This window comes from Aurantiacibacter gilvus (assembly GCF_038289935.1).
GTDB classification, from domain to species: Bacteria; Pseudomonadota; Alphaproteobacteria; order Sphingomonadales; family Sphingomonadaceae; genus Alteraurantiacibacter; species Alteraurantiacibacter gilvus.
In genome coordinates this window covers 400462-425706 of the sequence record NZ_JBBYHV010000001.1, presented here as the reverse complement: position 1 = coordinate 425706, position 25245 = coordinate 400462, and the positions used below count along the sequence as shown (strand labels likewise).

General features: G+C 64.6%; 23 protein-coding genes and 1 tRNA gene. 11 read left to right on the top strand and 13 right to left on the bottom strand.

All coding sequences use genetic code 11. From position 1 onward, the window contains the following. Entirely contained in the window at window positions 1-588 is a 588-nt protein-coding gene (locus tag AAEO60_RS02045) for an FKBP-type peptidyl-prolyl cis-trans isomerase (RefSeq protein WP_341671982.1), read from the bottom strand. A gap of 113 nt (window positions 589-701) precedes the next feature. Next, window positions 702-908 carry a 30S ribosomal protein S21 gene (rpsU, locus tag AAEO60_RS02040; protein ID WP_341671981.1) on the bottom strand — a complete coding sequence of 69 codons (207 nt, stop codon included), beginning with the start codon at window positions 906-908 and terminating at the stop codon, window positions 702-704. Window positions 909-1115: 207 nt separating this feature from the next. Between rpsU and crcB the strand changes: the two genes are divergently transcribed. From crcB to AAEO60_RS02015, 5 genes are read left to right on the top strand one after another with little or no spacing between them, the layout of a single operon-like run. Then, window positions 1116-1526: a fluoride efflux transporter CrcB gene (crcB, locus tag AAEO60_RS02035; protein WP_341671980.1), complete on the top strand. Its 411-nt coding sequence runs from the start codon at window positions 1116-1118 to the stop codon at window positions 1524-1526. Further along, window positions 1523-2680, top strand: coding sequence for an RluA family pseudouridine synthase (locus AAEO60_RS02030; RefSeq protein WP_341671979.1), 1158 nt, complete (start codon window positions 1523-1525; stop codon window positions 2678-2680). The genes crcB and AAEO60_RS02030 overlap by 4 nt, the downstream gene beginning before the upstream one ends. Continuing rightward, window positions 2677-3333, top strand: coding sequence for an HAD-IA family hydrolase (locus AAEO60_RS02025; RefSeq protein WP_341671978.1), 657 nt, complete (start codon window positions 2677-2679; stop codon window positions 3331-3333). Before AAEO60_RS02030 ends, AAEO60_RS02025 begins: the two co-directional genes overlap by 4 nt. After that, complete coding sequence (locus AAEO60_RS02020) at window positions 3326-3568, top strand: hypothetical protein (protein ID WP_341671977.1); 243 nt, start codon at window positions 3326-3328, stop codon at window positions 3566-3568. The genes AAEO60_RS02025 and AAEO60_RS02020 overlap by 8 nt, the downstream gene beginning before the upstream one ends. After that, window positions 3565-4260, top strand: coding sequence for an ATP12 family chaperone protein (locus tag AAEO60_RS02015; RefSeq protein WP_341671976.1), 696 nt, complete (start codon window positions 3565-3567; stop codon window positions 4258-4260). The genes AAEO60_RS02020 and AAEO60_RS02015 overlap by 4 nt, the downstream gene beginning before the upstream one ends. A gap of 14 nt (window positions 4261-4274) precedes the next feature. On the opposite strand, the gene AAEO60_RS02010 is transcribed toward AAEO60_RS02015, so the two are convergent. From AAEO60_RS02010 to AAEO60_RS01995, 4 genes are read right to left on the bottom strand one after another with little or no spacing between them, the layout of a single operon-like run. Continuing rightward, window positions 4275-4874: an ABC-type transport auxiliary lipoprotein family protein gene (locus tag AAEO60_RS02010; RefSeq protein ID WP_341671975.1), complete on the bottom strand. Its 600-nt coding sequence runs from the start codon at window positions 4872-4874 to the stop codon at window positions 4275-4277. A gap of 17 nt (window positions 4875-4891) precedes the next feature. Continuing rightward, a complete protein-coding gene (locus AAEO60_RS02005) occupies window positions 4892-5842 on the bottom strand; it encodes an MlaD family protein (RefSeq protein ID WP_341671974.1) in 951 nt (316 codons plus the stop codon). Window positions 5843-5851: 9 nt separating this feature from the next. Further along, complete coding sequence (locus tag AAEO60_RS02000) at window positions 5852-6730, bottom strand: ABC transporter ATP-binding protein (protein ID WP_341671973.1); 879 nt, start codon at window positions 6728-6730, stop codon at window positions 5852-5854. Next, window positions 6727-7836: an MlaE family ABC transporter permease gene (locus AAEO60_RS01995; protein ID WP_341671972.1), complete on the bottom strand. Its 1110-nt coding sequence runs from the start codon at window positions 7834-7836 to the stop codon at window positions 6727-6729. Before AAEO60_RS01995 ends, AAEO60_RS02000 begins: the two co-directional genes overlap by 4 nt. An 88-nt stretch (window positions 7837-7924) precedes the next feature. On the opposite strand from AAEO60_RS01995, the gene AAEO60_RS01990 reads away from it, so the two are divergent. The 3 genes from AAEO60_RS01990 (at window position 7925) to AAEO60_RS01980 (ending at window position 12986) form a co-directional block, all read left to right on the top strand. Continuing rightward, on the top strand, window positions 7925-10621 hold the full coding sequence (locus AAEO60_RS01990) for a valine--tRNA ligase (RefSeq protein ID WP_341671971.1): 2697 nt from the start codon (window positions 7925-7927) through the stop codon (window positions 10619-10621). Window positions 10622-10785: 164 nt separating this feature from the next. Further along, on the top strand, window positions 10786-11520 hold the full coding sequence (locus tag AAEO60_RS01985; protein WP_341671970.1) for a 7-carboxy-7-deazaguanine synthase QueE: 735 nt from the start codon (window positions 10786-10788) through the stop codon (window positions 11518-11520). After that, the gene (locus AAEO60_RS01980) at window positions 11517-12986 is read left to right on the top strand and encodes an MATE family efflux transporter (protein WP_341671969.1); all 1470 of its coding nucleotides are present in this window, start codon (window positions 11517-11519) and stop codon (window positions 12984-12986) included. Before AAEO60_RS01985 ends, AAEO60_RS01980 begins: the two co-directional genes overlap by 4 nt. A gap of 246 nt (window positions 12987-13232) precedes the next feature. Here AAEO60_RS01980 and AAEO60_RS01975 read toward each other — a convergent pair whose 3' ends face one another. From AAEO60_RS01975 to AAEO60_RS01955, 5 genes are all read right to left on the bottom strand, one after another. Next, window positions 13233-14882, bottom strand: a complete 1650-nt coding sequence (locus AAEO60_RS01975) for an ATP-binding protein (protein WP_341671968.1) — start codon at window positions 14880-14882, stop codon at window positions 13233-13235. A gap of 288 nt (window positions 14883-15170) precedes the next feature. Further along, window positions 15171-15944 (bottom strand): TIGR02186 family protein, encoded by a 774-nt coding sequence (locus tag AAEO60_RS01970; protein ID WP_341671967.1) that lies wholly within the window; start codon window positions 15942-15944, stop codon window positions 15171-15173. Continuing rightward, entirely contained in the window at window positions 15941-16858 is a 918-nt protein-coding gene (locus AAEO60_RS01965) for a sulfite exporter TauE/SafE family protein (RefSeq protein ID WP_341671966.1), read from the bottom strand. Before AAEO60_RS01965 ends, AAEO60_RS01970 begins: the two co-directional genes overlap by 4 nt. Before the next feature lie 54 nt (window positions 16859-16912). Then, the gene (locus tag AAEO60_RS01960; protein WP_341671965.1) at window positions 16913-18055 is read right to left on the bottom strand and encodes a hypothetical protein; all 1143 of its coding nucleotides are present in this window, start codon (window positions 18053-18055) and stop codon (window positions 16913-16915) included. Then, window positions 18052-19455 (bottom strand): glycosyl transferase family protein, encoded by a 1404-nt coding sequence (locus AAEO60_RS01955; protein ID WP_341671964.1) that lies wholly within the window; start codon window positions 19453-19455, stop codon window positions 18052-18054. The genes AAEO60_RS01960 and AAEO60_RS01955 overlap by 4 nt, the downstream gene beginning before the upstream one ends. Before the next feature lie 135 nt (window positions 19456-19590). Between AAEO60_RS01955 and nhaA the strand changes: the two genes are divergently transcribed. Next, entirely contained in the window at window positions 19591-20838 is a 1248-nt protein-coding gene (gene nhaA / locus AAEO60_RS01950) for a Na+/H+ antiporter NhaA (RefSeq protein ID WP_341671963.1), read from the top strand. Window positions 20839-20848: 10 nt separating this feature from the next. Here the strand turns inward: nhaA and AAEO60_RS01945 are convergent, their stop codons facing one another. After that, complete coding sequence (locus AAEO60_RS01945; protein ID WP_341671962.1) at window positions 20849-21145, bottom strand: DUF3297 family protein; 297 nt, start codon at window positions 21143-21145, stop codon at window positions 20849-20851. Window positions 21146-21286: 141 nt separating this feature from the next. Between AAEO60_RS01945 and AAEO60_RS01940 the strand changes: the two genes are divergently transcribed. Continuing rightward, window positions 21287-21371: transfer RNA gene (locus AAEO60_RS01940), tRNA-Leu, on the top strand. Between the two features lie 62 nt (window positions 21372-21433). After that, entirely contained in the window at window positions 21434-22948 is a 1515-nt protein-coding gene (gene tig, locus AAEO60_RS01935; RefSeq protein WP_341671961.1) for a trigger factor, read from the top strand. 90 nt (window positions 22949-23038) lie between these two features. On the opposite strand, the gene AAEO60_RS01930 is transcribed toward tig, so the two are convergent. Beyond that, a complete protein-coding gene (locus AAEO60_RS01930; protein WP_341671960.1) occupies window positions 23039-25165 on the bottom strand; it encodes a TonB-dependent receptor plug domain-containing protein in 2127 nt (708 codons plus the stop codon). Between the last annotated feature and the right edge of the window lie 80 nt (window positions 25166-25245).

Genomic DNA, 25245 nt, shown 5'->3' with positions numbered 1-25245 from the left:
CTACTCGGTCGGGGCCACGCCCTCGGTCGGAGCAGCACCCTCGGTCGCAGCCTGGGCCTCCATCTGCTGCTGCATCATGTACATCTGCACGCGCATGCCGAGTTCCTCGAACTCTTCCTGCGTCAGCACCTTGTACACGGTCACCTCGAAGGTGAGGTCCGCACCCGGCGGGATGGGCGAGCCCGGCTGCGGGTCGTCGCCATAGGCCTGGTCCGAGGGAATGTAGATTTCGTAGATGCCGCCTTCGCGCGTCTGCAGCATGCCTTCGGTGAAGCCCGGCACCATCTGCGCCAGGTCCATCGGGTAACCCTGCGGCACGCCCAGTTCTTCCGGGAAAGGCTGGATCGGCGGCGAACGGTCGAACTCGGTGCCGTCCTCCAGCGTGCCGACATAGTCCATGAAGACCACGCTCTCCGCCGTCGGTGCCGGACCCTCGCCAGCCACCACGGTATCGACCGACAGGCCCTTGGGCATGGCCCACCAGGCAATGGCAGCGGCCAGCACCACGACGGCAAGCACACCCAGCCACAACTTGACGAGCGAGCCCTTGGCAATCGGCTGCAGCGGAACGCGGGTGACTTCGGTCATATCAGGTGATCCCGTTTGGGCGCCAAACGAAAGGGGCGCGGAAAATGCTTCCACGCCCCTTTGGCTTAGCTACGATTTGCTTTCAAGCTTGGTGAGCCTGAATTCCGGTGTGCTTACCGGACGCCGTCGCGCTCTGCGCGCTTGCGTTCCAGCTTGCGGGCGCGGCGCACAGCGGCAGCCTTTTCGCGCGCACGCTTTTCGCTCGGCTTCTCATAGTGGCGACGCAGCTTCATCTCGCGATACACCCCCTCGCGCTGCAGCTTCTTCTTGAGCGCGCGGAGAGCCTGCTCGACATTGTTATCGCGAACGATGATCTGCATAAAACCTAAGCCACCTTATCTAATCAAAATGGTCAGAGCCCGCGGATCAAGGCGCGGGGTGCACCATGGTAAATCAACGAAAAACGCGCCGAATCCGCAAGGGACATCGGCTTGACGATGGCGCAGATATGCGAATCGCAGGCAAAATGCAAGGCGCGAGAGCCTTTTGGGTTCCGCATGGCAGCGGCTATCGCTAAGGGAGCGCCCATGTCGAATGCCACTCCACAGCTCTATGCATCTGCCTATGTCGCGCTTGGCGGCGGTGCCGGTGCGCTGCTGCGCTACCAGCTTGGCCGCCTGATGACCCACTGGATGGGCGTCCAGGCGGTGACCATGTTTCCTTGGGCGACCCTCGCCGTCAACGCCATCGGCAGCCTGCTGATGGGCGTGCTGGCAGGCGTGCTCGCCCGTCACGGACAAGGCGGTGACCAACTGCGCCTGCTGCTCGGCGTGGGCCTGCTGGGCGGTTTCACCACCTTCAGCGCCTTCAGCCTCGAGCTCGCCATGCTGATCCAGCGCGGGCAGCTGCTGTTCGCAGCGCTCTATATCATGCTGTCGATCGGCCTCGGCGTTTCCGGCCTGGTCTTCGGCCTGACGGTCACACGGCTGGTTTCATGAGCAGCAACCCCGGTTCAGACAAGGGCTCAGACAAGGAAGTCCGCCAGTTTACCGTCGATGCCGACGATGATGGCGTGCGCGTGGACCGCTGGTTCAAGCGCCACTTGCCGCAGGTCGGCTTCGGCACGGTCAGCCGCTGGGCGCGCACCGGCCAGCTGCGGGTCGACGGCAAGCGGGTGAAGCCCGAGGATCGACTGGCCACCGGACAGGTGCTGCGCGTGCCGCCGGGCGGCGAGGACAGCGCGCGCACCCAGCGCAAGCGGCGCGAGGTTTCACCCGAGGACGAAGCCCTCGCGGAAGAGATGCTGATCTACCGCGACAAGGCCGCGCTGGTGCTGAACAAGCCGCCGGGCCTCGCCACGCAAGGCGGTACCAAGACCAATCGCCATGTCGACGGCCTGCTCGATGCCTATGCGGGCGAAGACGAACCGCGCCCGCGCCTCGTCCACCGGCTCGACAAGGATACCTCGGGCATCCTGCTGGTCGCCCGCACGCCCGGCAGCGCGGCCTTCTTCTCCAAGCGGTTCTCCAGCCGCAGCGCCAAGAAGATCTACTGGGCGCTCGTCGTCGGCGTACCCGAAGTTTATGAAGGCACCATCGACGCTCCGCTGGCCAAGCAGCCAGGGACCGGCGGCGAGAAGATGCACGTCGACACGGAGAACGGCCAGCCCGCCAAGACCGCCTACCGCGTGGTCGAGCGCGCGGGCAATGCCGCCGCCTGGGTCGAATTGCAGCCCTTCACCGGCAGGACGCACCAGCTGCGCGTCCACCTGGCGGCAATCGGCCACCCGATCGTGGGCGATGGCAAGTATGGCGGGCAGGATGCCTTCCTCACCGGCAGTGTCAGCCGCAAGATGCACCTCCACGCGCGGCGGCTGATTATCGACGCGCCCAAGGGCGGAACGCTGGACGTCACGGCGGACCTCCCCGAACACTTTGCCCAATCGATGGAACAACTCGGGTTCGACCTGTCCCTGAGCCAAGCCGAGCCGGTGCTAACTCCTCCGCCCGAGCGGACCAAGGGAGAAAAGAAGCAGGCGGCGCGCCAGCATGCCAAGCAGTACCGCAAGGCCCGTCGCGGCGAGCGCAAGGCGCGCGGCGCTCCCACCGGCAAACCCGGCAAGGGAGCCAAGCCCAAGGGGCGGCGCAAGTGACCGTCCGGCTCGCAGTCTTCGATTGCGACGGCACGCTCAGCGACGGACAGGCGGCAGTCGTCAACGCCATGACGGCAGCCTTCACCGAGAGCGGCCTGCCCGCGCCCGATACCCACGCTGTGCGCCGTATCGTCGGCCTCAGCCTGCCGCAGGCAATCCGGCAGCTCGCCCCTGATCTCGCGGCGGACCAACTGGCCGCCACGGTCGATGCTTACAAACAGTCCTTCTTCGCGGCACGGCAGGCGGGCAATGTGCGCGAACCGCTGTTCGACGGCATGCACGACCTGCTGCACCGCCTGCACGGCAAGGGCTGGGCGCTGGGCGTGGCCACCGGCAAGTCGGACCGCGGACTGACCTCTACCCTGACGATGCACGGGCTGACCGAGATATTCGCCACCACCCATACGGCGGACCGCCATCCGTCAAAGCCGCACCCCGCCATGCTCGAAGCGGCCATGGCCGACGTGCTGGCCCGGCCCGAAGACACGGTGATGGTCGGTGATACGGTATTCGACATCGACATGGCCTGCGCCGCCGGTGTGCGCGCGATCGGCGTCGACTGGGGTTACCACGAAGCAGACGAGTTGCTGGCAGCAGGCGCGCTTGGCGTGGCGCGCACCATGCAGGAACTGGAGGAGCTCATCCATGGATGACCGCGAGCAGGCCGACGCGCGCGCGCGCAACCGGTTCATTGTGATCAATGCCGTGCGCTTCGGCGGCGTGCTGATGATCCTTGCCGGGCTGGCAATCTCCAACGGCGCACTCGACCTCCCCGAGCCGCTGGCCTGGGGGCTGATCGTCCTCGGAATGCTCGAAACCTTCCTCTTCCCCACCCTGCTTTCCCGCATGTGGAGCAGCAACGAGCGCGACGGGACGCGACGTCCGTGAAGCGGTTCTGGAAAGAGGTTTCGGTCACCGAGAGTGACGATGGCTGGCAGGTCCTGCTCGATGGCCGCGCGATCAAGACGCAGAGCGGCAACCAGCACGTTCTTCCCACCCGCGCGCTGGCAGAGCTGGTAGCCGCCGAATTTGCCGCACAAGGCGAAAAGGTCGACCCCAAGAGCTTCTTCCACCGCGACATGGCCGACTATGCACTCGACGTAATCTCGCGCGAGCGCAGCGCTACCGTGGCCAAGCTGCTCGAATACGCCGAAACCGATACGCTGTGCTATCGCGCCGAGCCGGACGAACCGCTGTTCCAGCGACAGGAAGAGTTGTGGGAGCCGCTTCTCACCGCATGCGAACGGCACCATGGCATCACGTTCGAACGCGCCAGCGGCATCATGCACCGCCCGCAACCCGAGGCCAGCCTGGCAGCGCTGGGCGCCGTGTTGGAGAGAGAAGACGAATTCACCCTCGCTGCGCTAACTGCACTGACCTCGCTCGCCGCCTCGCTGGTCGTTGGTATGGCCGCTATGGATGATGCGGCTGACCTCCCTGCCCTTTTTGCCGCGGCCAACGCCGAGCAGGACTGGCAGGCAGAGCTATGGGGCTGGGACTGGGCCGCCGAGGAAGCGCGAACGCTGAAGCTGGAAGCTTTCACACGGGCGGCCGAATTTCTGAAGGCAGCCCGGACCTGAAATCCCGTTCGCGATCAGCCTACCCACTCCGCGACTTCGTCCGCCACGGTGTTTGCCGCTTCGTTGAGCGCCGAACCCACGATCCCCGCTTCTGCCGGAATGCCCGAAACGCTGCTTTCGAAGCGGCGCGTGCGCACGGTACCGTCAGGCAGCTCGAGCACGGCATCATAACGCACCACGGCGCTGCCGGTGGTCGCGTCATAGCCCATGTCGACCAGCGTGCCGGACAGTTGGGTACGCGCGGCATATTCCAGCTCGCCGCCGCTCACCACCATGCGGTTGCCCTTGGCGCGAATGGTTTCGGACAGGACATTGCGGAACAGCTGCGCGGGCTTTTCGACCCAGAAGGCATCGGCAAGGTAAGCCAGCGAACTGTCGCTCGTGGTCACCGGGATGCGCGTCACGTTGAGGCGCTGCGTCACCGAGGGCACCTGTACGGACAGCGCGGCGGCGATTTCGCCTTCGGCACCGGTACCGGCAGGGATATTGACGGAAGGCGTCAGCGTCAGCAGCTGGTCCGGCGGATCACCCCCGCCGATGCTGACGCAGGCGGACAGGGTGGCAAGCGCGGCCAAGGAGGTCAGGGCGGCGGCAAGGATCGGCTTGTTGGTCATTTTCATGTCCTTCCCCCTCAAGGCTCGTAATCAGGCAGCGCCGGACCGCCGAGCAACGAACCCGCGCCCTCGGTTTCCAGCCGTTCGGTCATGGTGCGCAAGGTCGCGCTGGTCTGGCGCAGGTCGCGCATGGCGGCCGTGGCGGCGGGCAAGGTGTCCTGGTTCAGCTGCTGGGTCAGCGGTTCGACATTGGCGAGCGTGGATTCGAGCGCGGCGGCCGCGCTTTGCGCCGTAGCGAGGGTTTCGCGCAGTTCGCTGGCGATTTGCGGCCCTTCGTTTTGCAGCAGCGAGTCCGTCGTCTGCAAGGTGCCCTCGAAGGCAGCCAGCGTCTCTGTCGACTGTGCGAGGGTGGCCTGCAATTCCTGCAAGGTAGCCTGCACTTCGGGGCTGGAGCGCGCCAGTTCGGCGCTGATCGCATCGGTGTTGCGCAGGATGCCGGCGATAGAGTTCTGGTTCTCGTCGTCCAGCACGCGGGTCAGCCGGTCCGTCAGCGTCGCCAGCCGTTCCAGCAGCAGCGGCGCAGAAGCGAGGATTTCACCCACTGCGCTGTCCGCCGGCGGGATCACCGGCACGTTATCCTCGACGCATTCGGTGGTCTCGCAAGAGATCGGCGGCTGGTTGCTGCGCCCGCCTGACAGGCTGATGTTGGATACGCCGGTGAAACTCGCCGAAATCGAGGCGGTGGTCCCGACAAGGATCGGCGTATCGCCGTCCAGCCGGATGCGCACTTTCACGAATTCGGGATCGCGTTCCCAAATTCGGATATCGGTCACCTGGCCAACGGGAACACCCGAATAGGTCACTACCGAGCCCTTGGCGACACCGCCCACGGACTGTTCGTAGAAGATGTCGTATTCCTTGTTGTTGCGATCGCCGAGGCGCGCAAGCCAGACAAAGAACACCGCTGCCGCGGCCAGCAGGAGCAGCGTGACAACGCCCACCCAGACATGGTTTGCCCTTGTTTCCATCGGCCTCTCCTATGCCTTCCCGCTGTCGTCATTGTCCAACGCTTTCCCGCGTTGATGTGTTGCCACGGCCGCCCGCGCGCGCGGGCCGTTGAAGTATTCCTGGATCCACGGGTGGTCGGTTTCCAGCAGCTCGGGGATCGTCCCCACCGCGATTACCTTCTTGTCCGCGAGCACCGCCACCCGGTCGCAAATGGCGTACAGGGTATCGAGATCGTGGGTGATCAGGAACACCGTCAGGCCCAGCGTATCGGTCAGTTCCCGCGTCAGCTCGTCGAACTTGGCCGCACCGATGGGGTCGAGGCCCGCAGTCGGTTCGTCAAGGAACAGCAATTCCGGATCGAGCGCCAGCGCACGGGCGAGGCCGGCGCGCTTCTTCATGCCGCCCGACAGTTCGCTCGGGTACTTGCTTGCCGCCTCTTCCGGCAGGCCGCTGAGGACCACCTTGTAGCGGGCGATCTCGTCGAGCAGTTCCTGGCTGAGTTCGGGATAGAACTGCTTCAACGGAACTTCGACATTCTCGGCCACGGTCAGGGTGGAGAACAGCGCGCCGCCCTGGAACAGGACGCCCCAGCGATTGCGCACGCCGATTTCCTCGTCCGGTTCGGCAGCGGTGATGTCGTGGCCGAACACCTCGATGGTGCCTTCGTCCGGAATCTGCAGACCGATGATCGAGCGCATGAGCACCGACTTGCCGGTACCCGATCCACCGACCACGCCCAGGATTTCGCCGCGACGCACCTCCAGGTCGAGGTCCTCATGCACGGCAAAGTCGCCGAACCGGTTGGTCAGTCCGGAGATCCGGATCGGCACCGGTGTGGTATCCGCCGTGGCCCAGTTGAACGGAGCGTCCCCGCCTGCCTGCTCGGTCGTCTGTTCTTCGTCGGTCATATCCAGCCGATCCGTTCGAAGAACACTGCAAAGAAGGCGTCGAGCACGATGACCATGAAGATTGCCTGCACCACCGCCATGGTGGTGCGCAGGCCGACTTCCTCGGCGTTACCGCGCACCTGCATCCCCTGGTAACAACCGGCCATGGCCACGATCAGTCCGAAAACCGGTGCCTTGACCATGCCGACGTAGAAATCGGTCACCGGCACAACTTCCTGAATGCGGGCGAGGAATGTCAGGAACGGAATGCCGAGCATGACATCGCCGATCACCGCGCCGCCGACGATGGCGACAACAGAGGCGAAAAAGCCGAGCAGCGGCATCATCAGCACGGCGGCGAGAATGCGCGGCAGGACCAGCGCCTCCATCGGCGAGACGCCGATGGTGCGCATGGCGTCGATTTCCTCGGTCAGCTTCATCGTGCCGATTTGCGCGGCAAAGGCAGAGCCGGACCGGCCCGCCACCATGATTGCCGTCATCAGCACGCCCAGCTCGCGCAGGGTGATGCGGCCGACGAGGTTCACCGTCAGGGTTTCCGCGCCGAACTGCTGCAATTGCACAGCACCCTGCTGGGCGATCACGATGCCGATCAGGAAGCTCATCAGGCCGATGATCGGCAGCGAGGTGACGCCGACCAGCTCCATCTGGTGCGTCAGTGCCCGCAGGCGCAAGCGGCGGGGGTGGCGCACGATCGTGGCAAAAGCCACCAGCACGCCGCCAAGGAATCCGATCGACTGGGTGATACCCGCAAACAGATCCAGCACTGCCTTGCCGACGTGTTCGGTAACACGGCCGAAAATCGGCTCGCGCTCCGGCGTGATCGCCGCCTCGCTCTTGCAGCCCTCCACCGCGTCGAGCAGCACTTCGGCCTGCTCGCTGGCACCGATGACATCGGCACCTGTGCGGCTGGCGAAGCGGAAGACGATCCAGGCTCCAACGGTATCGATGGGTGTGGCCTCGGAAATGTCGATGGCTTGCACCGACCCGTCGTAGGCGCGCAGCTCGGGATCGAGTTCACCGATCGTCGAGACCAGCATGGGACCGCTGATGACGAGCGTCGCCCGACCGCCGCGTTCCTCCACGCTGAATTGAGCCCATTCCCTCATCGGACAGCCGGTATGGTGACAAATGGACAGAGCCGCAACTGTTTCGCGTGTTGCACACGGGGATACACGCTGGCAAAGGCCGCCACCTATGACGCGTGAACTCGACAAGACTTTCGACCCCGCCGCCATCGAGGCGAAGTGGTATTCCCATTGGGAAGAAACCGGCGCTTTCCGCCCGCACCGCCCGGACGCGGAACCCTTCACCATCGTCAACCCGCCGCCCAACGTTACCGGCAGCCTGCACATCGGCCACGCGCTGGACAACACGCTGCAGGACATCGTGATCCGTTACGAACGCCTGCGCGGCAAGGATGCGCTGTGGGTGGTGGGCACCGACCACGCCGGTATCGCCACGCAGATGGTGGTCGAACGCCAGCTCGAGGAAAAGCAGGACAAGCGCACCAACTACAGCCGCGAAGACTTCATCGCCAAGGTCTGGGAGTGGAAGGAAGAAAGCGGCGGCACGATCACCCGCCAGCTGCGCCGCCTCGGCTGCTCGATGGACTGGAGCCGCGAGCAGTTCACCATGGACGAGCACTTCACCAAGGCCGTGCTCAAGGTCTTCGTGGACCTCTACAACGACGGCCTGATCTACCGCGACAAGCGGCTGGTGAACTGGGATCCCAAGCTGCGCACGGCAATTTCGGACCTCGAGGTCGAAACCATCGACGTGCAGGGCAGCTTCTGGACGTTCGAATACCCGCTGGCTGACGGTTCGGGCTTCGTCCGCGTGTCCACCACCCGTCCCGAGACGATGCTGGCCGACATGGCCGTGGCCGTTCACCCGACCGATGAACGCTATGCCGATCTCGTCGCGCGCGGAGCCAGGGTGAAGCTGCCGATCACCGGTCGCGAAGTCCCCATCGTGGCGGACGAACACGCCGACCCCGAACTGGGTTCGGGCGCGGTGAAGATCACTCCCGGTCACGACTTCAACGACTTCGAAGTGGGCAAGCGCGCCGGGATCGCGCCGGCCGACATGCTCAACATGCTCGATGCCGATGCCGCCGTGTGCCAGACGGCCGACGGCCTGATCCCCGAAGAACTGATCGGCCTCGACCGCTTCGACGCCCGCAAGCGCGTGGTCGAAATGCTCAAGGAAAGCGGCCACCTCGTGCCGCACGTCTCCAAGAACAAGCAGGGCGAGGACATCGTCGCCGACGCCGAACCGCGCGTGATCGCCACGCCTTTCGGCGACCGCGGCGGCGTGGTGATCGAGCCATGGCTGACCGACCAGTGGTACGTCGATGCCGCCGAACTGGCCAAGCGCCCGATCGCGGCGGTGAAGTCGGGCGAGATCGAGATCGTCCCGAAGACCTGGGAAAAGACCTTCTTCAACTGGATGGAAAACATCCAGCCGTGGTGCGTCAGCCGCCAGCTGTGGTGGGGCCACCGGATTCCGGCTTGGTACGACGAAAACGGCAAGGTCTATGTGGCCATGACCGAAGAAGAGGCCCAGGCAAAGGCCGGTAACGGCGTTACACTGGCCCGCGACGAAGACGTGCTCGACACCTGGTTCTCGTCCGCCCTGTGGCCCTTCGCCACGCTCGGCTGGCCGGACAACACCGACCTCGTCAAGAAGCACTATCCCAACTCGCTGCTCATCAGCGGCTTCGACATCCTGTTCTTCTGGGACGCCCGCATGATGATGGCGGGCTACTACAACATGGACGAGCGCCCGTGGGAGAAGCTTTACCTGCACGGGCTGGTGCGCGCGGCGGACGGTTCCAAGATGTCCAAGTCCAAGGGCAACGTGGTCGATCCGCTGGGCCTGATCGACCAGTATGGGGCCGACGCACTACGCTTCTTCATGGCGGCGATGGAAAGCCAGGGCCGCGACATCAAGATGGATGAAAAGCGCGTCGAGGGTTACCGCAACTTCGCCACCAAGCTGTGGAATGCCGCGCGCTTCTGCCAGTCGAACGACGTGGGCCTGAGCAAGCACATTGCCGCTCCCGAAGCGCGCATGGCCGCCAACCAGTGGATCATCGGTGAACTCGCAGAAACGGCGGAAACGCTGGAAAAGGCCATGGCAGAGCTGCGCTTCGATGCGGCCGCCAACACCATCTACCACTTCGTTTGGGACCGCTTCTGCGACTGGTACCTCGAACTGATCAAGCCCGTGCTGCAGGACGATCCCGATACCGACGCGGCGAAGGAAACCCGCGCCGTGGCCGGCTGGGCGCTCGACCAGATCCTGGTCATGCTGCACCCCTTCATGCCCTTCGTGACCGAGGAACTGTGGAACTCGCGCGGCCACCCGCATGACCTGATCGTGGGCGAATGGGTGAATCCGCAGGCCAGCGTGAACAAGGCGGCCACCGATGCCATCGACTGGGTGATCGAGCTGACCACCGCCACGCGCAGCGCACGCAACGAGCTGGGCATTTCCCCGAGCGAGAAGCTGGCCGCCTTCATCGAAGCGCCGTCAGACCTCGCCGCCAGCGTGATCGAGCGCAGCAGCGCGGCCATCGAACGGCTCGCGCGCCTGTCGCCGATTACCGTTGGCGAAGCGCCTGCGGGCGCGGCCATGCAGGTAGCTTCGGGCAGCGATACTTTCGTGGTCCCGCTGGAAGGCGTGATCGATATCGACGCCGAGCGCATCCGGCTGGAGAAGGCGCTGGCGGCCTCGCAGAAGGAGGCCAAGTCGCTCGAAGGGCGGCTGTCCAACGCCCAGTTCGTCGAACGCGCCAAGCCCGAGGCAGTCGAAAAGGCCAAGGCCGATCTCGCGCATCACAGTGCCGAGGTCGAACGCTTGCAGGTGGCACTGGAACGGCTGGGGTAGCTTTCCTACGCCGTTTGCATGTGGAACAAGGGGGATATGACTATGATCGGCGCAGTCTTTTCCCTTTGCCTGAAATCGACTGGATCGATTGATCACGCCCCCTGTGATCGGATGGATTTTCGCGTCAGGACACTGTCACACCTGTCACACCTTATCGGCAAACGATGTCGCTAGTCCTCGCCACACAGGCTCCGGGCGAACCCGAGATCTTCGCCTCCGTGCAGGGCGAAGGCCCCAGCGCCGGAATGCCTGTAGCCTTCCTGCGCCTGTCGCGCTGCAACCTCGCCTGCGTCTGGTGCGACACCGCCTACACCTGGCACTTCGAGGGCGACAACCGCCCGCACCGTTCGGGCGAGAGCTTCGATCGCAAGGCCAACCAGGTGGAGTTGGGCGAAGCCGAGGTCGCTGCGCGCGTGGCTGCGCTGGGCCAGAAACGCCTCGTCATCACCGGCGGCGAACCACTGATGCAGGCTGGCAAGCTGGCGACAATGCTGGGCAACCTGCCCGACATGCAGGTGGAGATCGAAACCAATGGCACCATCGACCCGCCTGCGCGGCTCGACATCCGCGTCGACCAGTACAACGTCAGCCCCAAGCTGGCCCACTCGGGCAACCCGGCTGACCTCGCCCTCAAGCCCGACATGCTCGACCGCTGGGCCACCGACGAGCGCGCCTTCCTCAAGTTCGTGATCGCCGAGCCGGGCGACCTCGATGAGGTCCGCACCTTGGTCGACACCCACATGGTGCCTGCCAGCCGCGTGTTCCTGATGCCCGAAGGCACCGACAGCGAAACCCTGCGCCAGCGCGAGAAATGGCTCGCGCCGCTCTGCCTCGAATACGGATTTCGCATGACGGATCGCTTGCACATCCACCTGTTCGGCGACACACGCGGAACATGAACGACGATTCCACACCCGGGGACGGCCCTGCCGCGCCTGCCATGCGCGGCGACCTGACCGCCGGGCCGATCTCGCGTACGCTGATGTTCTTCGCCATCCCGGCACTGCTCACCAACGTCCTGCAATCGCTCAACGGCACGATCAATTCGATCTGGGTCGGACGGCTGATCGGCGAAGAGGCGCTGGCCGCCACGGCCAATGCCAATATCGTCATGTTCCTCGTCGCCAGCGCCGCCTTCGGTTTCGGCATGGCGGGCACGGTGCTGATCGGTCAGCGCTGGGGCGCGCGCAACGTCGACGGCGCGCGGCGCACCTTCGGCACGGCAGTGGGCTTCTGCGCCCTGCTGATGGCCCTGATCGCGGGGATCGGTTTCGCAACGGCACCTGCACTGCTGCGCCTGCTGGCAACGCCTGCCGACGCTTACCCGCTTGCCCTCACCTACCTGCGGCTGATCTTCCTTTCGATGCCCTTCGGCATGATCTCGATCATCCTGTCGATGGGCCTGCGCGGCACGGGCGATGCCAAGACCCCGCTGATCTTCATGGGCGTCACCGTCGCCATCGACACCGTGCTCAACCCGCTGCTGATCATCGGCGTCGGGCCGCTGCCCGCCATGGGCATTGCCGGTTCCGCCACGGCGACCATCGTCGCCTCGATGGCTTCCTTCGTGGCCATGGTGATCTACGTCTACCGCAAGGACCTGCCGCTGCGCCTGCGCGGATCTGAGCTGCGCTACCTCAAGCCTGCGCGCGAGGAGTTGGGCTTCATCATCACCAAGGGCCTGCCCATGGGCGCGCAAATGCTGGTGATGAGCGCGGCGGGCATTGTCTTCGTCGGGCTGGTCAACCGCGAAGGGCTGATGACGGCAGCAGCCTACGGCGCGGCCATGCAGCTGTTCACCTATATCCAGATGCCGGCCATGGCGATTGGCGGCGCGGTCAGCGCCATGGCGGCGCAGTATATCGGCGCGCGCAAGTGGGACGACCTGCACAGCGTCACCCGCGCGGGCCTGCTGATGAACCTGGCCTTCACCGGCTCGGTTACGATCCTGCTGCTGCTGCTCGACCGCCCGGTGCTGGTGCTGTTCCTGGGGCCGGACAGCCCCGCCGTCGATATCGCGCGGCATATCCAGTGGCTGGCGAGCTGGAACTTCATCATCTTCGGCGTGACCATGATCTACACCGCCACCATGCGCGCCGCAGGCGCGGTCTGGGTGCCGCTGCTGGTGGTCGGCGTGGCGCTGTTCCCGGTACGGCTGGGGTTCTACTACGCTACCTACGATTGGCTGGGTGCGGACGCGATCTGGCTGTCCTTCCCCGTCGCCGCAGTTGCCGGCCTCGCCATGGGTTGGTGGTTCTACCACTACTGGGACTGGCGCAGCGAACTGCCGCTGGGGCCTGCCGAGGCGAGCGAAGGCAGCCATGCCGACGGGATGCCTGCCGGACGCATGACGCCTGATCTCTGATCTGCGAGGCCGCCTCTGCGGCCTCGTCCTCGGTGCTATTCGCTCCGTCCTTTGGACTACGCGGCACCTGCGGTCGCGCAGTCGCGCTCTGTCGGTCGCCAGGCGCGACCGACACCATTCCAAGCCTGAAGGATCACAGTGGGAACGGGCCGAAGGCCCGCAAGGGCGACCGCCCGCCCGCAGCGGGCGCAGCTATGCTGCGCGTCTAGCGAGGACGATCCCGCGGAGGCGGGATCGAGAAGCAAATCAGGTACCCTGCGCGCGCCAGCGGGTGACAGTGCGATGGACGACTTCTTCCTCGCCACCGCCGCGGCTCCACAGTTCGACGAAGCTCGGGTCTTCCGACGCCGGGCGCTTGCTCTCTTCGAGGTTGTCGAACGACACGCGGATCGGGATCGACACGCCCTCGCCGCAGATGATGCATTCGCGGTTGCGCAGCGCCGGGATGGAATCGAGGAAACCGCGCGCGCCTTCGGGCATGGCGGCCTTCACGAAGGCCTGGTCGCGATCGTTGTTCAGACGCATGGAGATGATCGTACCGCACTGTGACAGCACGCCTTCAGCAAGGTCCGACGGACGCTGTGTGATCAGGCCCAGCGAGATACCGTACTTACGGCCTTCCTTGGCGATACGGCTGAGCACCTTGCCCACCGAGTTGCCGTCGGCATTCTTCTCGTTCGGGACGTAGCGGTGCGCCTCTTCGCAGACGAGCAGGATCGGGCTGGTCTTCTCGTTGCGGCCCCAGATGGCGAAGTCGAATACGAGGCGGCTGAGCACGGCAACCACGGTGCTGGTGATATCGGACGGCACGCCAGACACGTCGATGATCGAGATCGGCTTGCCGCTGCCAGGCATGCGGAAAATCTTCGACAGGAACTCCCCCATGGTGTCGCCCACCAGCATGCCGGAGAACATGAACTGGTAACGCGGGTCGGCCTTGATCTCTTCGATCTTGGTCTTGATGCGCATGTAGGGTGCGGTGTTGGTCGCCTTGTCCAGCTTGCCCATTTCGTCCTGGACGAAGTTGGACAGGTCGGACAGCAGGTAGGGGATGGGCGAATCCACGGTGATCTTGCCCATCGACTGCGCCAGGCGATTCTTGCTGCGCGCGGCGAGCAGGCACTTGGCAAGGATGTCGCGGTCGTTCTGCAGGTCGTTGCCGCTGGACTTCAGCAGCACTTCGCAGTGTTCCTCGAAGTTCATCAGCCAGTATGGCATCTGCAGGTTCGAGACGTCGAAGATCATGCCGTAATTCTTGAACGCGGCGGAATATTCGCCGTGCGGATCGATCATCAACACGTGGCCTTCGGGCGCAGCCTCGCAAATCCGGTGCAGGATCAGCGCCGCGCTGGTCGACTTACCGGTACCGGTAGAGCCCAGCAGCGCGAAGTGCTTGCCAAGCATGGCGTCGATGTACATGCCGGCACGGATGTCGTTGGTGGGATAGACGGTGCCGATCTGGATCGAGCTGCGCCCGTCGCTGGCGTAGATCTGGCGCAGGTCTTCCGTGGTGGCGGGATATACCAGCGCGCCCGGGATCGGATAGCGCGTCACACCGCGGCGAAAGCCATGGATCTTCCCGGTCAGCTTTTCTTCCTTGCCTTCACCCATGAAGTCGATGTGGGCGACGATGGAATTGGCTGTGCCGCGGCGGTCCTGCTTCTGGTCACGCACGTTGGCAAGCAGCCAGCCGTCCTTGGTCCGGATCTTGATCTGGCTACCGACCTGGCCAGCCAGCGCGATCGAAGGATCGGGACTTTCCATGCATTCGTTGAGACGCTCGAGGTCGAGCGCGATCTGCGAGCCCGAACCGGCAATTTCGAGTACCACGCCAATCGGCTGGCGCGCGGATTCAAGCGCTTCGTCGTCCATCTCCGGAGCTTTCGCGCGGGGCATTTCAGGACTCGGCGCCGCGACTTGGGCCGGAGCCTGAGCAGGTGCCTGAGCGGGCGCCTGAGCAGGTGGTTGAGCAAGAACTTGAGCTGAGGCCGGGGCAGCGGCCGGGGCAGACGGCGGAACCGGCACGCCGTTATCTGCGGGCGGCACGGAATTAAAGGTTGAAAACTGCTTCCCGGGCATCTCAGTCATGGATCATTGCTTTCGCGGCAGTGGATTTCAGCCTGCGCGAATACCCCGAACGGGGTTAAGAACGCATAAACCCCAAGGAAACTGCGGATTTGCCAGCTAAAGCAGCATGAACAGGCGGCCTGCCGCCCAGCCCATGAAAAGCGACAGTCCGACCGCGAACAACCCGTAGAACAGCGCCTGCTGGTTTGCCGCGTCCTCCACACCCCGCTCGAACCCTTCCTTCAACACCTGCACTTCCGAAGTGGCAGAGGAAATGACCCGGCCATCGGCAATGGCGAATGTTTCGGCAACATAACGCCCGGAGATCACGTTGGAGGGGATCGGAATTTCAGCGCGGTAGAGCACGCCCTCGGTGATCTCGACCCCCTCGTCGAACTGCTCGTAAAGTCCCTGGCGCTGGCGCAGGTCTACAAGGCCGCGCGAAAAGCGCGCCTGTTCTTCCGGGTCGATCTGGCCCGAGGGGGAAAGCTGGAGGTATTCGAGGCCCAGCTCGTAGATCGCCGCCTCGCGCTCGTCGTCGAGGATCTGCTCGATCGGGCGCGAACTGGCCATGGCGTAGAACGAGGGGACCGATCGGAAATCTGTGCTGTCGGCATTGACCCAGATGCCCAGCACGCGCTGCTTCTCGCGCAAGCGGATCGGTTCGCTGGGCCCTTTCAGTACCACCACCACGTCATACTGGATGTCGCGATCGCGCGGATCGAGGACGGCGCCGTAGAGCAACAGGGTCTCGCCGGTGAATCCTTGCCGAAGGACGATCTCGTGCTGCGAGATATCCGGCACGAGGATCGGGTCGCGCGTCTGCGCCGCAGCCGGCAGGGCCAGTGCGGCGGCGAGAAGCGCCAGCAGGATACGGCAGGACCACCTCATAGCGGCACGACCGAATAGACTTCGTTCGGGCGCACGCCGAGGCCGAAGGCCATGTAGAGCGCGATGGTGAGCACCACCATGGCCAGCACCAGCCGCAGGTGCTCGGGCTTGGCAAACTGCGCCACCTTGGTGCCAAGCTGCGCGCCGGTGACCGAGCCGACCAGCAGCAATCCGGCGAGCACGATGTCCACCGCGCGGGTGGTAAAGGCGTGTACCATGGTCACCAGCATGGTGATGAAGAGGATGTTGAACAGGCTGGTGCCGACAACGACCTTGGCACTCATGCCGAGGATGTAGAGCATGGCGGGCACCATGATGAAGCCGCCGCCCACGCCCATCAGCATGGTCAGGATGCCCACGACCACACCCAGGATCAGCGGGCCGAGCGGCGAAATGTAAAGGCCCGAGCGATAGAAGCGCCAGCGGTAGGGCAGGCTGGCCACCATCGGGTGGTGACGGCGCTTGGCCGAACGCTGGCCGCTGCCTCCGAAGCGCTCCGGCCACAGCGACTGCAGCGCCTCGCGCGCCATCAGCCCGCCAATGGAACTCAGCAGGATGACGTAGAGCACGTTGATGACGACATCGATCTGGCCGATGTTCCGCAACAGGTTGAAGATCACCGCGCCGATCAGTGCGCCCAGCATGCCGCCCGCCACGGTGACCGCGCCCATCTGGTAGTCCACCCCGTCATTGCGGCTGTGCGCGAAGACGCCCGAAACGCTGGCACCCGTCACCTGCGATGCGGCACTGGCGGCGGCGACCGTGGGCGGGATGCCGTAGAAGATCAGCAGCGGCGTGGTGAGGAAGCCGCCGCCTACGCCGAACAGGCCCGACAGCATGCCCGTCACCAACCCCAGCCCGACGATTACGAAACCGTCGACTGCAAGGTTGGCAATGGGAAGGTAGACATCCATGACCCGCGCCTAATCCATTGGCGCGATGGATTGAAGCTGAATGGCGCCGAGCGGCTAAAAACCTGCCGTAAGTGTGAGCGCAGGGCCACTCGACGGCTCGGCATCGCCGGCAATGCGGAAGCGGTAGTCCGCCGAAACCCGGCCGCGCGCCGCCCCAAGGTCGAAGGTCACGCCCGCGCTCGGGCCAACGTCCAGCCGACTGGCGTCATCTTGCGCCCCGCCCCATGCACCGGCTCCTGCGGTGAGGCGAAACTGGTCAGTCCCGGCCAGTTCGCGGGTGATTCGCGCTTGTCCGTCAACGAACGGTGTGGCGAACTCGCCAGTCACGTAACCGCCCTGGACATAGGCCTCACCGGTGAAGCCGCCCGGCAAGGCAACGGGAGGCAACTCGCTGACCGCATAGGCCGCACCGCGCAATTCGGTGCCGCGATCGGTTTCGGTCACCCGCGCTTCGGCAGCGAGCCGCACGGGGACCGAGGGGAACGGCCGGGCCGAGAGACCGGCAGCGACGTCGGATTCCTGCTCCCCTTCCAGCGCACGGGTGGCGCGCAGGTGCGCTTCGGGCGCGTGACCGCTCGACGGATCGAGCCGGTAGCGCAGCACCGCGCCGATCTGGCTACGGCCATAGCTCGGGCGTCCCGAGGTCAACGCTGTCGTGGTGTCATCGCGCCATAGCGCCCACAGGTCCATCGACCAGCGCTGCGCGGCGGCGGCAGAGCCCATGTCCCGCGCCGCCTCGGGGGCATAGGTCACCCCGGGAGCAATCGGGCCGACGCCGCGCTGGTAGGGAGCATTGTCGGACGGCTGCGAGCCGGCGTCATAGCCGGCAGCAAGCAACATGGCATGGGCTATCAGCCGGTCCGTCCTGCGCATGCCGCCCCGGTTTAGAGGGCCACGGTTGCTGGTCTGCGATGCAGCTTCGCGCTCGAAGCTCGGTCGCTCCAGCGGTTCGGGGACGGACCGTTCGATCCACATCGGCTCGACGGCGACAGGTTCGCCTGCTTCCGGCGCGGTTGGCGAGATCACTGGCATGACAGCGACCGGCGTCACCGGCTCCTCGGCAAAAGGCGCGCTCGGCAGCGGCAGGACTTGGGGAAACGGCGATTCCCACACTGTCGCGCGCAGAGCGACCCAGCCGCCAAGCAGCAGAACCAGTGTGAGCAGCGGGACGCCGCGCGTGGAAGTGCGGGCGCTCACGACGCCCACTCCAGCTCGATCTTGCGGGCGGGATGATTGTCGTGGGCGGTCTTCTCCCACTGCGGCGGCGTCCCGCGCAGGCTGCGGACATAGGCGTAAAGTGCACGGCAGCCAGCCATGATGGAGATGGCGTTGCTGACGGGGATCCGCAGCACGGCCAGCAAGCCCTCCCGCCAGCCGTGCTCTGACCGGGTGAAGGTGAAGCGCATGAAAGCGCGCCAGGCGAAACTGACAAGGTTCAGGCCCACGAGCGTCAGCAGCAGCGGACTCGGCTGCCATGGAAGCCTGACCCCGGCCAGCGTGAAGGCCAGCAGCACCAGGGTGAGGGCCATCAGCGTGTATCCGGTCAGCAGGACCAGCGCGCTGAGCGGGCCGCGCCGGTCGCGCAGGCGCATCCACCATTCTGCCGGGCCGCCGGTCCAGCCGAGCCGGTCCCACCCTTGCAAGGCGATGCCGTGCATCCACCGCGCCTTCTGCCGAACGGACTCGTCCAGCCGCGATGGGAAATAGGCGCGCGTGGCGATCAGCTCGCCGTCTTCGCCGTGCAACCTCAGGAAGCGCGACTTGCCCCCCAAGGCCGATACCTTGATGCCGAGTTCGTAATCCTCAGTCAGCGACTCTTCGTCGAACGGAGCATCCGCACTCGCTGCCGCAGCCATGGTGCCAAGCATCTGGCGATCGAAGGCGCAGCCCACGCCGGCGGCAGGCAGGCTGGTGCCCAGCGCATCGCGGACAACCAGCGCCTTGCCGTGCGCCTCGGCAAACTCTTCGCAATAGTGGCTGCCGATCCAGCGCGACTTTTCCTGCGGCAATGCCAATACCGGCAGCTGCACGAACTGGTATTGATCAATGGCGCTGTCGAGCAAGGCCAGCGCGGCGGGATCGACCATGTCCTCCGCATCGTGCAGCACAACCATGTGGGCGAGGCGACCCTCGCGCAGTTCGTCCTGCTGCAAGGCGCGGTACAAGCGGTTGAGGCAATCGGCCTTGGTCGAGGGACCTTCGCGGTCATGCACAACGATCCGCACGCGCGGATCGCCCGCGGCGCCGCGCGCAGCGGCTTCCAGCGTGGCCGGATCATTGCGGTAGACGCCGACGTAGATGCGCAGGTCCTGCTGCTGCCATGCTTCGAGGGCATGCCGCAGGGTGTCAGCGATGACCGCGGCTTCCTGCCAGGCTGGCACCAGCACGGCGGCGCGTCCGCCCAGCGCACGATGGCGCAAGTCCGACCGCGACAGCTGCCGGGTCTTGGCCCGCCCGGTGAAGCGCAACCACAGCCAGGCAACATCCATTGCCAGTTCGTCAATTGCGCCGAGCAGAAAGAAGACTCCCGCAAACAGCAGCAACTCGTGCTCGGCGAGCGCGAGCCATTGCAGCGCCGTCCAGCCCTCGTTGCTCATGCCGGAGTTCCCCCTGTTTCCTTCCAGAACACAGGGTTAACCCTTATCGGGAAAAAGGCAATGTTGCGGCCGGCCCTGGCTACATCATGCCTTGAGACTTGCAAAAGTGCTGCAATTGCGAAAAGGGCTAGCAGCATGGATCAACCCAGTCTCCTCACCGTCGCCGTTCGTCCCTTCAAGGCCCTGTTCAAGGCTGATGCGTTCGAGGGAATCCTGCTGATCGCCGTGGCGATCATCGCCATGATCGTGGCCAATTCCGGTGTCTATCACGCCTATCACGAACTGTTCGAAGGCTCGCTGTTCGGGGAGGATTTCTGGCGCGGCATTCCCGGCAACTTCGAAAAGCTGATGGTCCTCGACAACCTGCACGGGTGGATCAACGACGGGCTGATGGTGATCTTCTTCTTCGTCGTCGGACTGGAAGTGAAGCGCGAACTGATCTCCGGCAACCTGTCCGATCCGCAGCAGCGCAACCTGCCGGTGATCGCCGCGATTGCCGGCATGGCCATGCCGATCCTGGTTTTCCTCGGTGTCACCGGCGGCGATCCCGAGTACCGCGCCGGCATGGCAATCCCGGCGGCCACCGACATCGCCTTTGCCATGGGCGTGATCGGCCTGCTCGGCAGCCGCGTACCCAAGGCACTGCGACTGTTCCTGCTGACCGTTGCCATCGTCGACGATATCGGCGCGGTGGCGATCATCGCCATTTTCTACTCCGACCCGAAGATGATGTGGCTGATCTTCTCGCTCATCGTCCTGGTCGGCATGTTCGCCATGAACCGCTATGGCGTCGCGCGCATGTGGCCCTTCGTCATATGCACGGTGATCCTGTGGTACTGCGTGCTCAATTCGGGCGTCCACGCCACCATCGCCGGCGTGCTGGCGGCCTTCACCATTCCCATGCGCACGAAGGACGGCAATTCCATGGTGGAAGATGCCGAACACGCGTTGGTGCCGTGGAGCGCCTATCTGGTCGTCCCCATCTTCGGCTTCGCCAATGCCGGTGTCAGCCTCGAAGGCATCGGCCTCAACAACCTGCTCGACCCGCTACCGCTGGCCGTGGCCGCAGGCCTGATCATCGGCAAGCAGATGGGCATCTTCGCCGCCGTCTGGGGAGCGGTGAAGCTCGGCGTCGTCAAGAAACCGGAAGGCTGTTCCTGGCCCGAAGTCTGGGGCGTCGCCGTCCTTTGCGGGATCGGCTTCACCATGAGCCTGTTTATCGGCGAACTGGCCTTCCCGGGTTCGGCGCTACTGCGGGACGAGGCCAAGATCGGCATCCTGCTGGGATCGCTGATCTCGGCAATTCTCGGCTACGCGATCCTGCGGATGACCACCACGCACCCCGATGCACTGGTGGACGACCCGAACGATCCGATTGTCTGAGGGCTAGCGCCTAGTCGGCCTTCGCGACTGGCGCATCTTCGCCCAGATCTTCGTACCAGGCTTCGACCGGGCCGTTGAGCCTGATCGTCAGCGGGCGACCCTTGCGGTCCACCGTCTTGCCGGCCTGTACGCGCACCCAGCCTTCGGAGATGCAATACTCCTCGATATCGGTACGCACCCGGCCCTTGAACCGGATGCCGATACCGCGCTGCAGCTTGTCGGCATCGAAATGCTCGCTGTGCGGGTGAACCGAGAGGTGATCGGGCGGGGTGTCGCCCGCGGGCTTTGCCGTGTTTTCGTCGCTCATGGGCCAAGCCCGATAGCTGGGCGGCACAAAAAATCAATCGGCTTGGCGCGCTGGCGCAAGTCCGCCTTGCCCTTTCTGTGACTCCCTTATAAGGGCACCGCTTCGTTTCGCAGGCGTCACGCCTGCAGACTTCGTCGGGCCGCGGGCGTGGCGGAATTGGTAGACGCGCTGGTTTTAGGTACCAGTATCGCAAGATGTGGGGGTTCGAGTCCCTTCGCCCGCACCAGTTCCGCTGGCTGAACCGCAGGCCCTGCCGAAGTGCCGGAGAGATTTGAGTAAAGGCTTATCATGCAGATCGTCGAAACCACCAACGAAGGCCTCAAGCGCGCCTACACCCTGACCATTCCTGCCAAGGACATCGAAGCAAAGATCGATGCCGAGGTAAAGAAGGTCGCCCCGCAGGTGCGCATGCCCGGCTTCCGTCCTGGCAAGGTGCCCGCCAACCTCGTGCGCAAGATGCACGGCGAGGCGCTGCACGCCGACGTGCTCAACACCACGCTGCGCGAATCGGTCGACGGCCTGATCCGCGACAAGCAGCTGCGCCCCGCGCTGCAGCCGAAGGTCGAAATGGCTGACGGTTACGAGCAGGGCAAGGATGCCGAGCTGACCGTTGAGGTTGAAGTGCTGCCGGAAATCACCGCGCCTTCGATCGAGGGGCTGAAGCTGGAACGCCTCACCGTGCCGGTGAGCGACGAGCAGCTCGACGAAGCCCTCGGCCGCCTGGCTGAAGGGCAGAAGAGCTACAAGGACGCCCCCAAGTCCAAGAAGGCCGCGGAAGGCGACCAGCTGATCATCGACTTCGTTGGCAAGCTGGACGGCGTGGAATTCGAAAACGGCGCGGCGCAGGACGCCCCGCTGGTGATCGGTTCGGGCCAGTTCATTCCCGGCTTCGAAGAGCAGCTGACCGGCGCGAAGACCGGTGACAAGAAGACCATCAAGGTCACCTTCCCCGCCGATTACCAGGCCGAGCACCTCGCCGGTAAGGAAGCCGAATTCGACATCACCGTGAAGCAGGTGAAGGTCGAAGCCGAAACCAAGATCGACGACGACTTCGCCAAGAACTTCGGTCTCGAAGGCCTCGACAAGCTGAAAGAGCTGATGAAGGGCCAGATCGAGCAGGAATCGGCCGGTCTCACCCGCACGCAGATGAAGCGCCAGCTGCTCGACAAGCTGGCTGCCGACCACGACTTCGACGTGCCGCCGACCATGGTGGAAGCCGAATTCCAGCAGATCTGGAACCAGCTGCAGCAGGAAGCTGCCCGCGAGGAAGATCCCGAAGCCGCGCTGAAGGAAATCGAAGCCGAGAAGGACGATTACAAGCGCATCGCCGAACGTCGTGTGCGCCTGGGCCTGCTGCTCAGCGAAATCGGCCAGACCAACGGCGTGGAAATCAGCTCGCAGGAAATGCAGATGCTGATCCAGCAGGCTGCCCAGCAGTACCGTCCGGAAGACCGTGAGCGGTTCGTGGAATATGTCCGCAATGACGCCATGGCCCAGGCCCAGCTGCGCGCCCCGCTGTACGAGGACAAGGTCGTCGACTTCCTGTTCGACAAGGCCGAAGTCACCGAACGTGAAGTGACCCGCGAAGAGCTGGAAGCCGCGATCGAAGCCGAAGAAGCTCCGGCCGAAGCGCCGAAGAAGAAGGCTCCGGCGAAGAAGGCTCCGGCGAAGAAGGCTTCCGCCAAGAAGCCCGCAGCCAAGAAGGCCGACAGCGCCGAGGCCAAGCCCGCCGCGAAGAAGGCCCCGGCCAAGAAGCCTGCTGCAAAGAAGGCACCGGCCAAGAAGGCTCCTGCGAAGAAGTAAGCTGGCACCGGCCAGTCACATGAAAGAGGGCGGCGGACCGAACGGGTCCAGCCGCCCTTTTCTTTGGCCGTCTGCCGGCTTTGGCGGGAGTTAGAAGCTGCCCGAAACGGTCAGGTTGAAGACCTGGCCGATCTCGCTGCGCCGTTCTTCGGTGAACAGGATCGGCGCGGTATCGCGTGAACCGTCATAGACGGTGCGGAGCAAGGTCGAATTGGCGCTGAACAGGTTACCCACGCGTAGCCGCACGGTGGCCCCCAGCAGGTCCTTGTGCTCGACGAACACGGCGCCAAAGGTACTGGGGTTGTGGTCGAAGATGACCTCGCGCACCCGGTAGAACGGCCGCCGTTCCGTATCGCGGAACTCCAATCCCCAGGCCCAGTCCGTCGCCGGCACGTCATGCCGGAAGTCGACACGGATCTGGAACGGGTCATTGCCGTCAAAGCGGCGGTCAACACCGGTGACCGGGTCGACGAGCGAGGAATCCTCGATTTCCATGCGCAGGTCCAGCTGCGCCCCGCGCCAACCAAGCGGTCCAAGCTCCAACGTGCCGACAAAGCGGGCACCGCGCCGATGGGCGCTGGCAATGTTTCCACGCGCCTCGCCACCGCCGTTCACCGGCACGATCAGCACCAGGTCCTCGATGCTCTCGTCAAACAGCGTCAGCGTTGCGGAACCGTAAGGTCCGAAATTCTTGGCGACCTGCAACTCGATATCCCAGTTCTGCTGCGGACGCAGGTCGTTGTTGCCGGCGTTCGACTGGTCTTGGGACAGGTTTACGCTGGCGAGGAAGTCACCAAAATTGAGCTGGCCGACCCGCCGCGCCACCAGCAAGTTGATGTCCAATCCGGGAGCCGGGGCCCATGCCAGGCTCACCGAGCCCTTGGGCCGCTGGAAGCTGCGCGCATTGGCATCGGCCCCGGTCTGGGAAATCTGCGAATACTCGCCGCCGGCGATCAACTGCATCGACAGGTTGCCGGTGATCGGGAAACCGACGCTGAGCAGGCCTTCGTAGCGATCCTCGCGCACGCCGCCGACGCCCGAGGGAAACGGGATTTCGATATAGTCGGCGACATCTGCGTCATAGCCGAACAGGCGCCCTTCCTGGTCAAGCCGGTTGAAGGCCGCCTCGCCCGAGAGCTGCCAGTCTGCACCCAGCATGGACCATGAATATTCGGCGCGGCCAATCCGCTCGCCTTGCTGCTGCGAACGGGCGAACTGCGAACCCGTGGCGGGCAGGGAGCCGAGCTCGAGCAGCGAACGGGTAAGGAAGTCGCCGTCCTCGTAGCTCTCCAGCGCAATCAGCTTCAGGCGGCCCGGACCAAGCGGAAACTCGATGTCGCCACCGATTTCGTAGCTCCATTCGTCATTGGTGGTGCGGAAGCGTTCGTCGAAAGGATCGAGCGGGTTGCCTGCCACCCGCAATTCAGACTCGGTGCTGCGGAAGATCGTCAGTCCGGTGTTGACGTTGAGGTTGGCGACGACTTCCGGCGCCACGTCGAAGCGGAACTGCCCCTCGATTGAAGGCCGGTTAAAGGAGCCCTTGCTGGTGTTGAAGCGCTCGTCCACCACGCCGAATGCATCGGTGAAAATGGCTGGTCCGGCCGATCCGCGCATGAACCCGCCGTTCTGGAGCGCTACCGTGTATTCGAGCGGGCCGCTGCTACCCGAAACCGAGATCTCGCCTTCGAGCCAGTTGGGGTCCGACACACCGGTTGCAAACTGCGGTCGCCATTCGAACTGGCCCGACATGCTGCCCTGCACCACGATGATATTGGCCACACGGCCGGTCAGGCCGGGAATGTCCAGTGTCGCGCCGTCGACAACTTCGATGCGGATGACATTGGCAACGGGGATGCGCGAAAGCTGTTCGGTGGTGCTCGTCGACTTGCTGGACAGGCGATTGCCGTTGATCAGCACGTTCTCGTTGGCCTGGCCAAAGCCGCGGTTTTCGCCGCCGCCGCCACCACCACCGCCGCCGCCACCGCTCGACTGGAAGCCGGGGATTTCCTCGAGCAGGTCAGCAGCCGTGCGGGGAGCAAAGCGGTCAAAGTCTTCCGGCGTGTATACCTCGCGCGCGGTCGCGCCCTCGCCCTCGAACTCACCAGTCTGTGGCGGAGCGGGGGCGGGGTTCTCCTCTTCGGCGTAGGCCGGCGTTGCCGCCACAAGAATGGCCGCGGCGAGCACCGGGGGTGCCCATAGCAGGCGGCGAGAATTCACGCAGATTTTCCCCAATTTGACTTTGTCCGGGCGGTAGAGAGTTTCCTCCCTGCCGACAAGCAAGACATTTGTCGCAACTT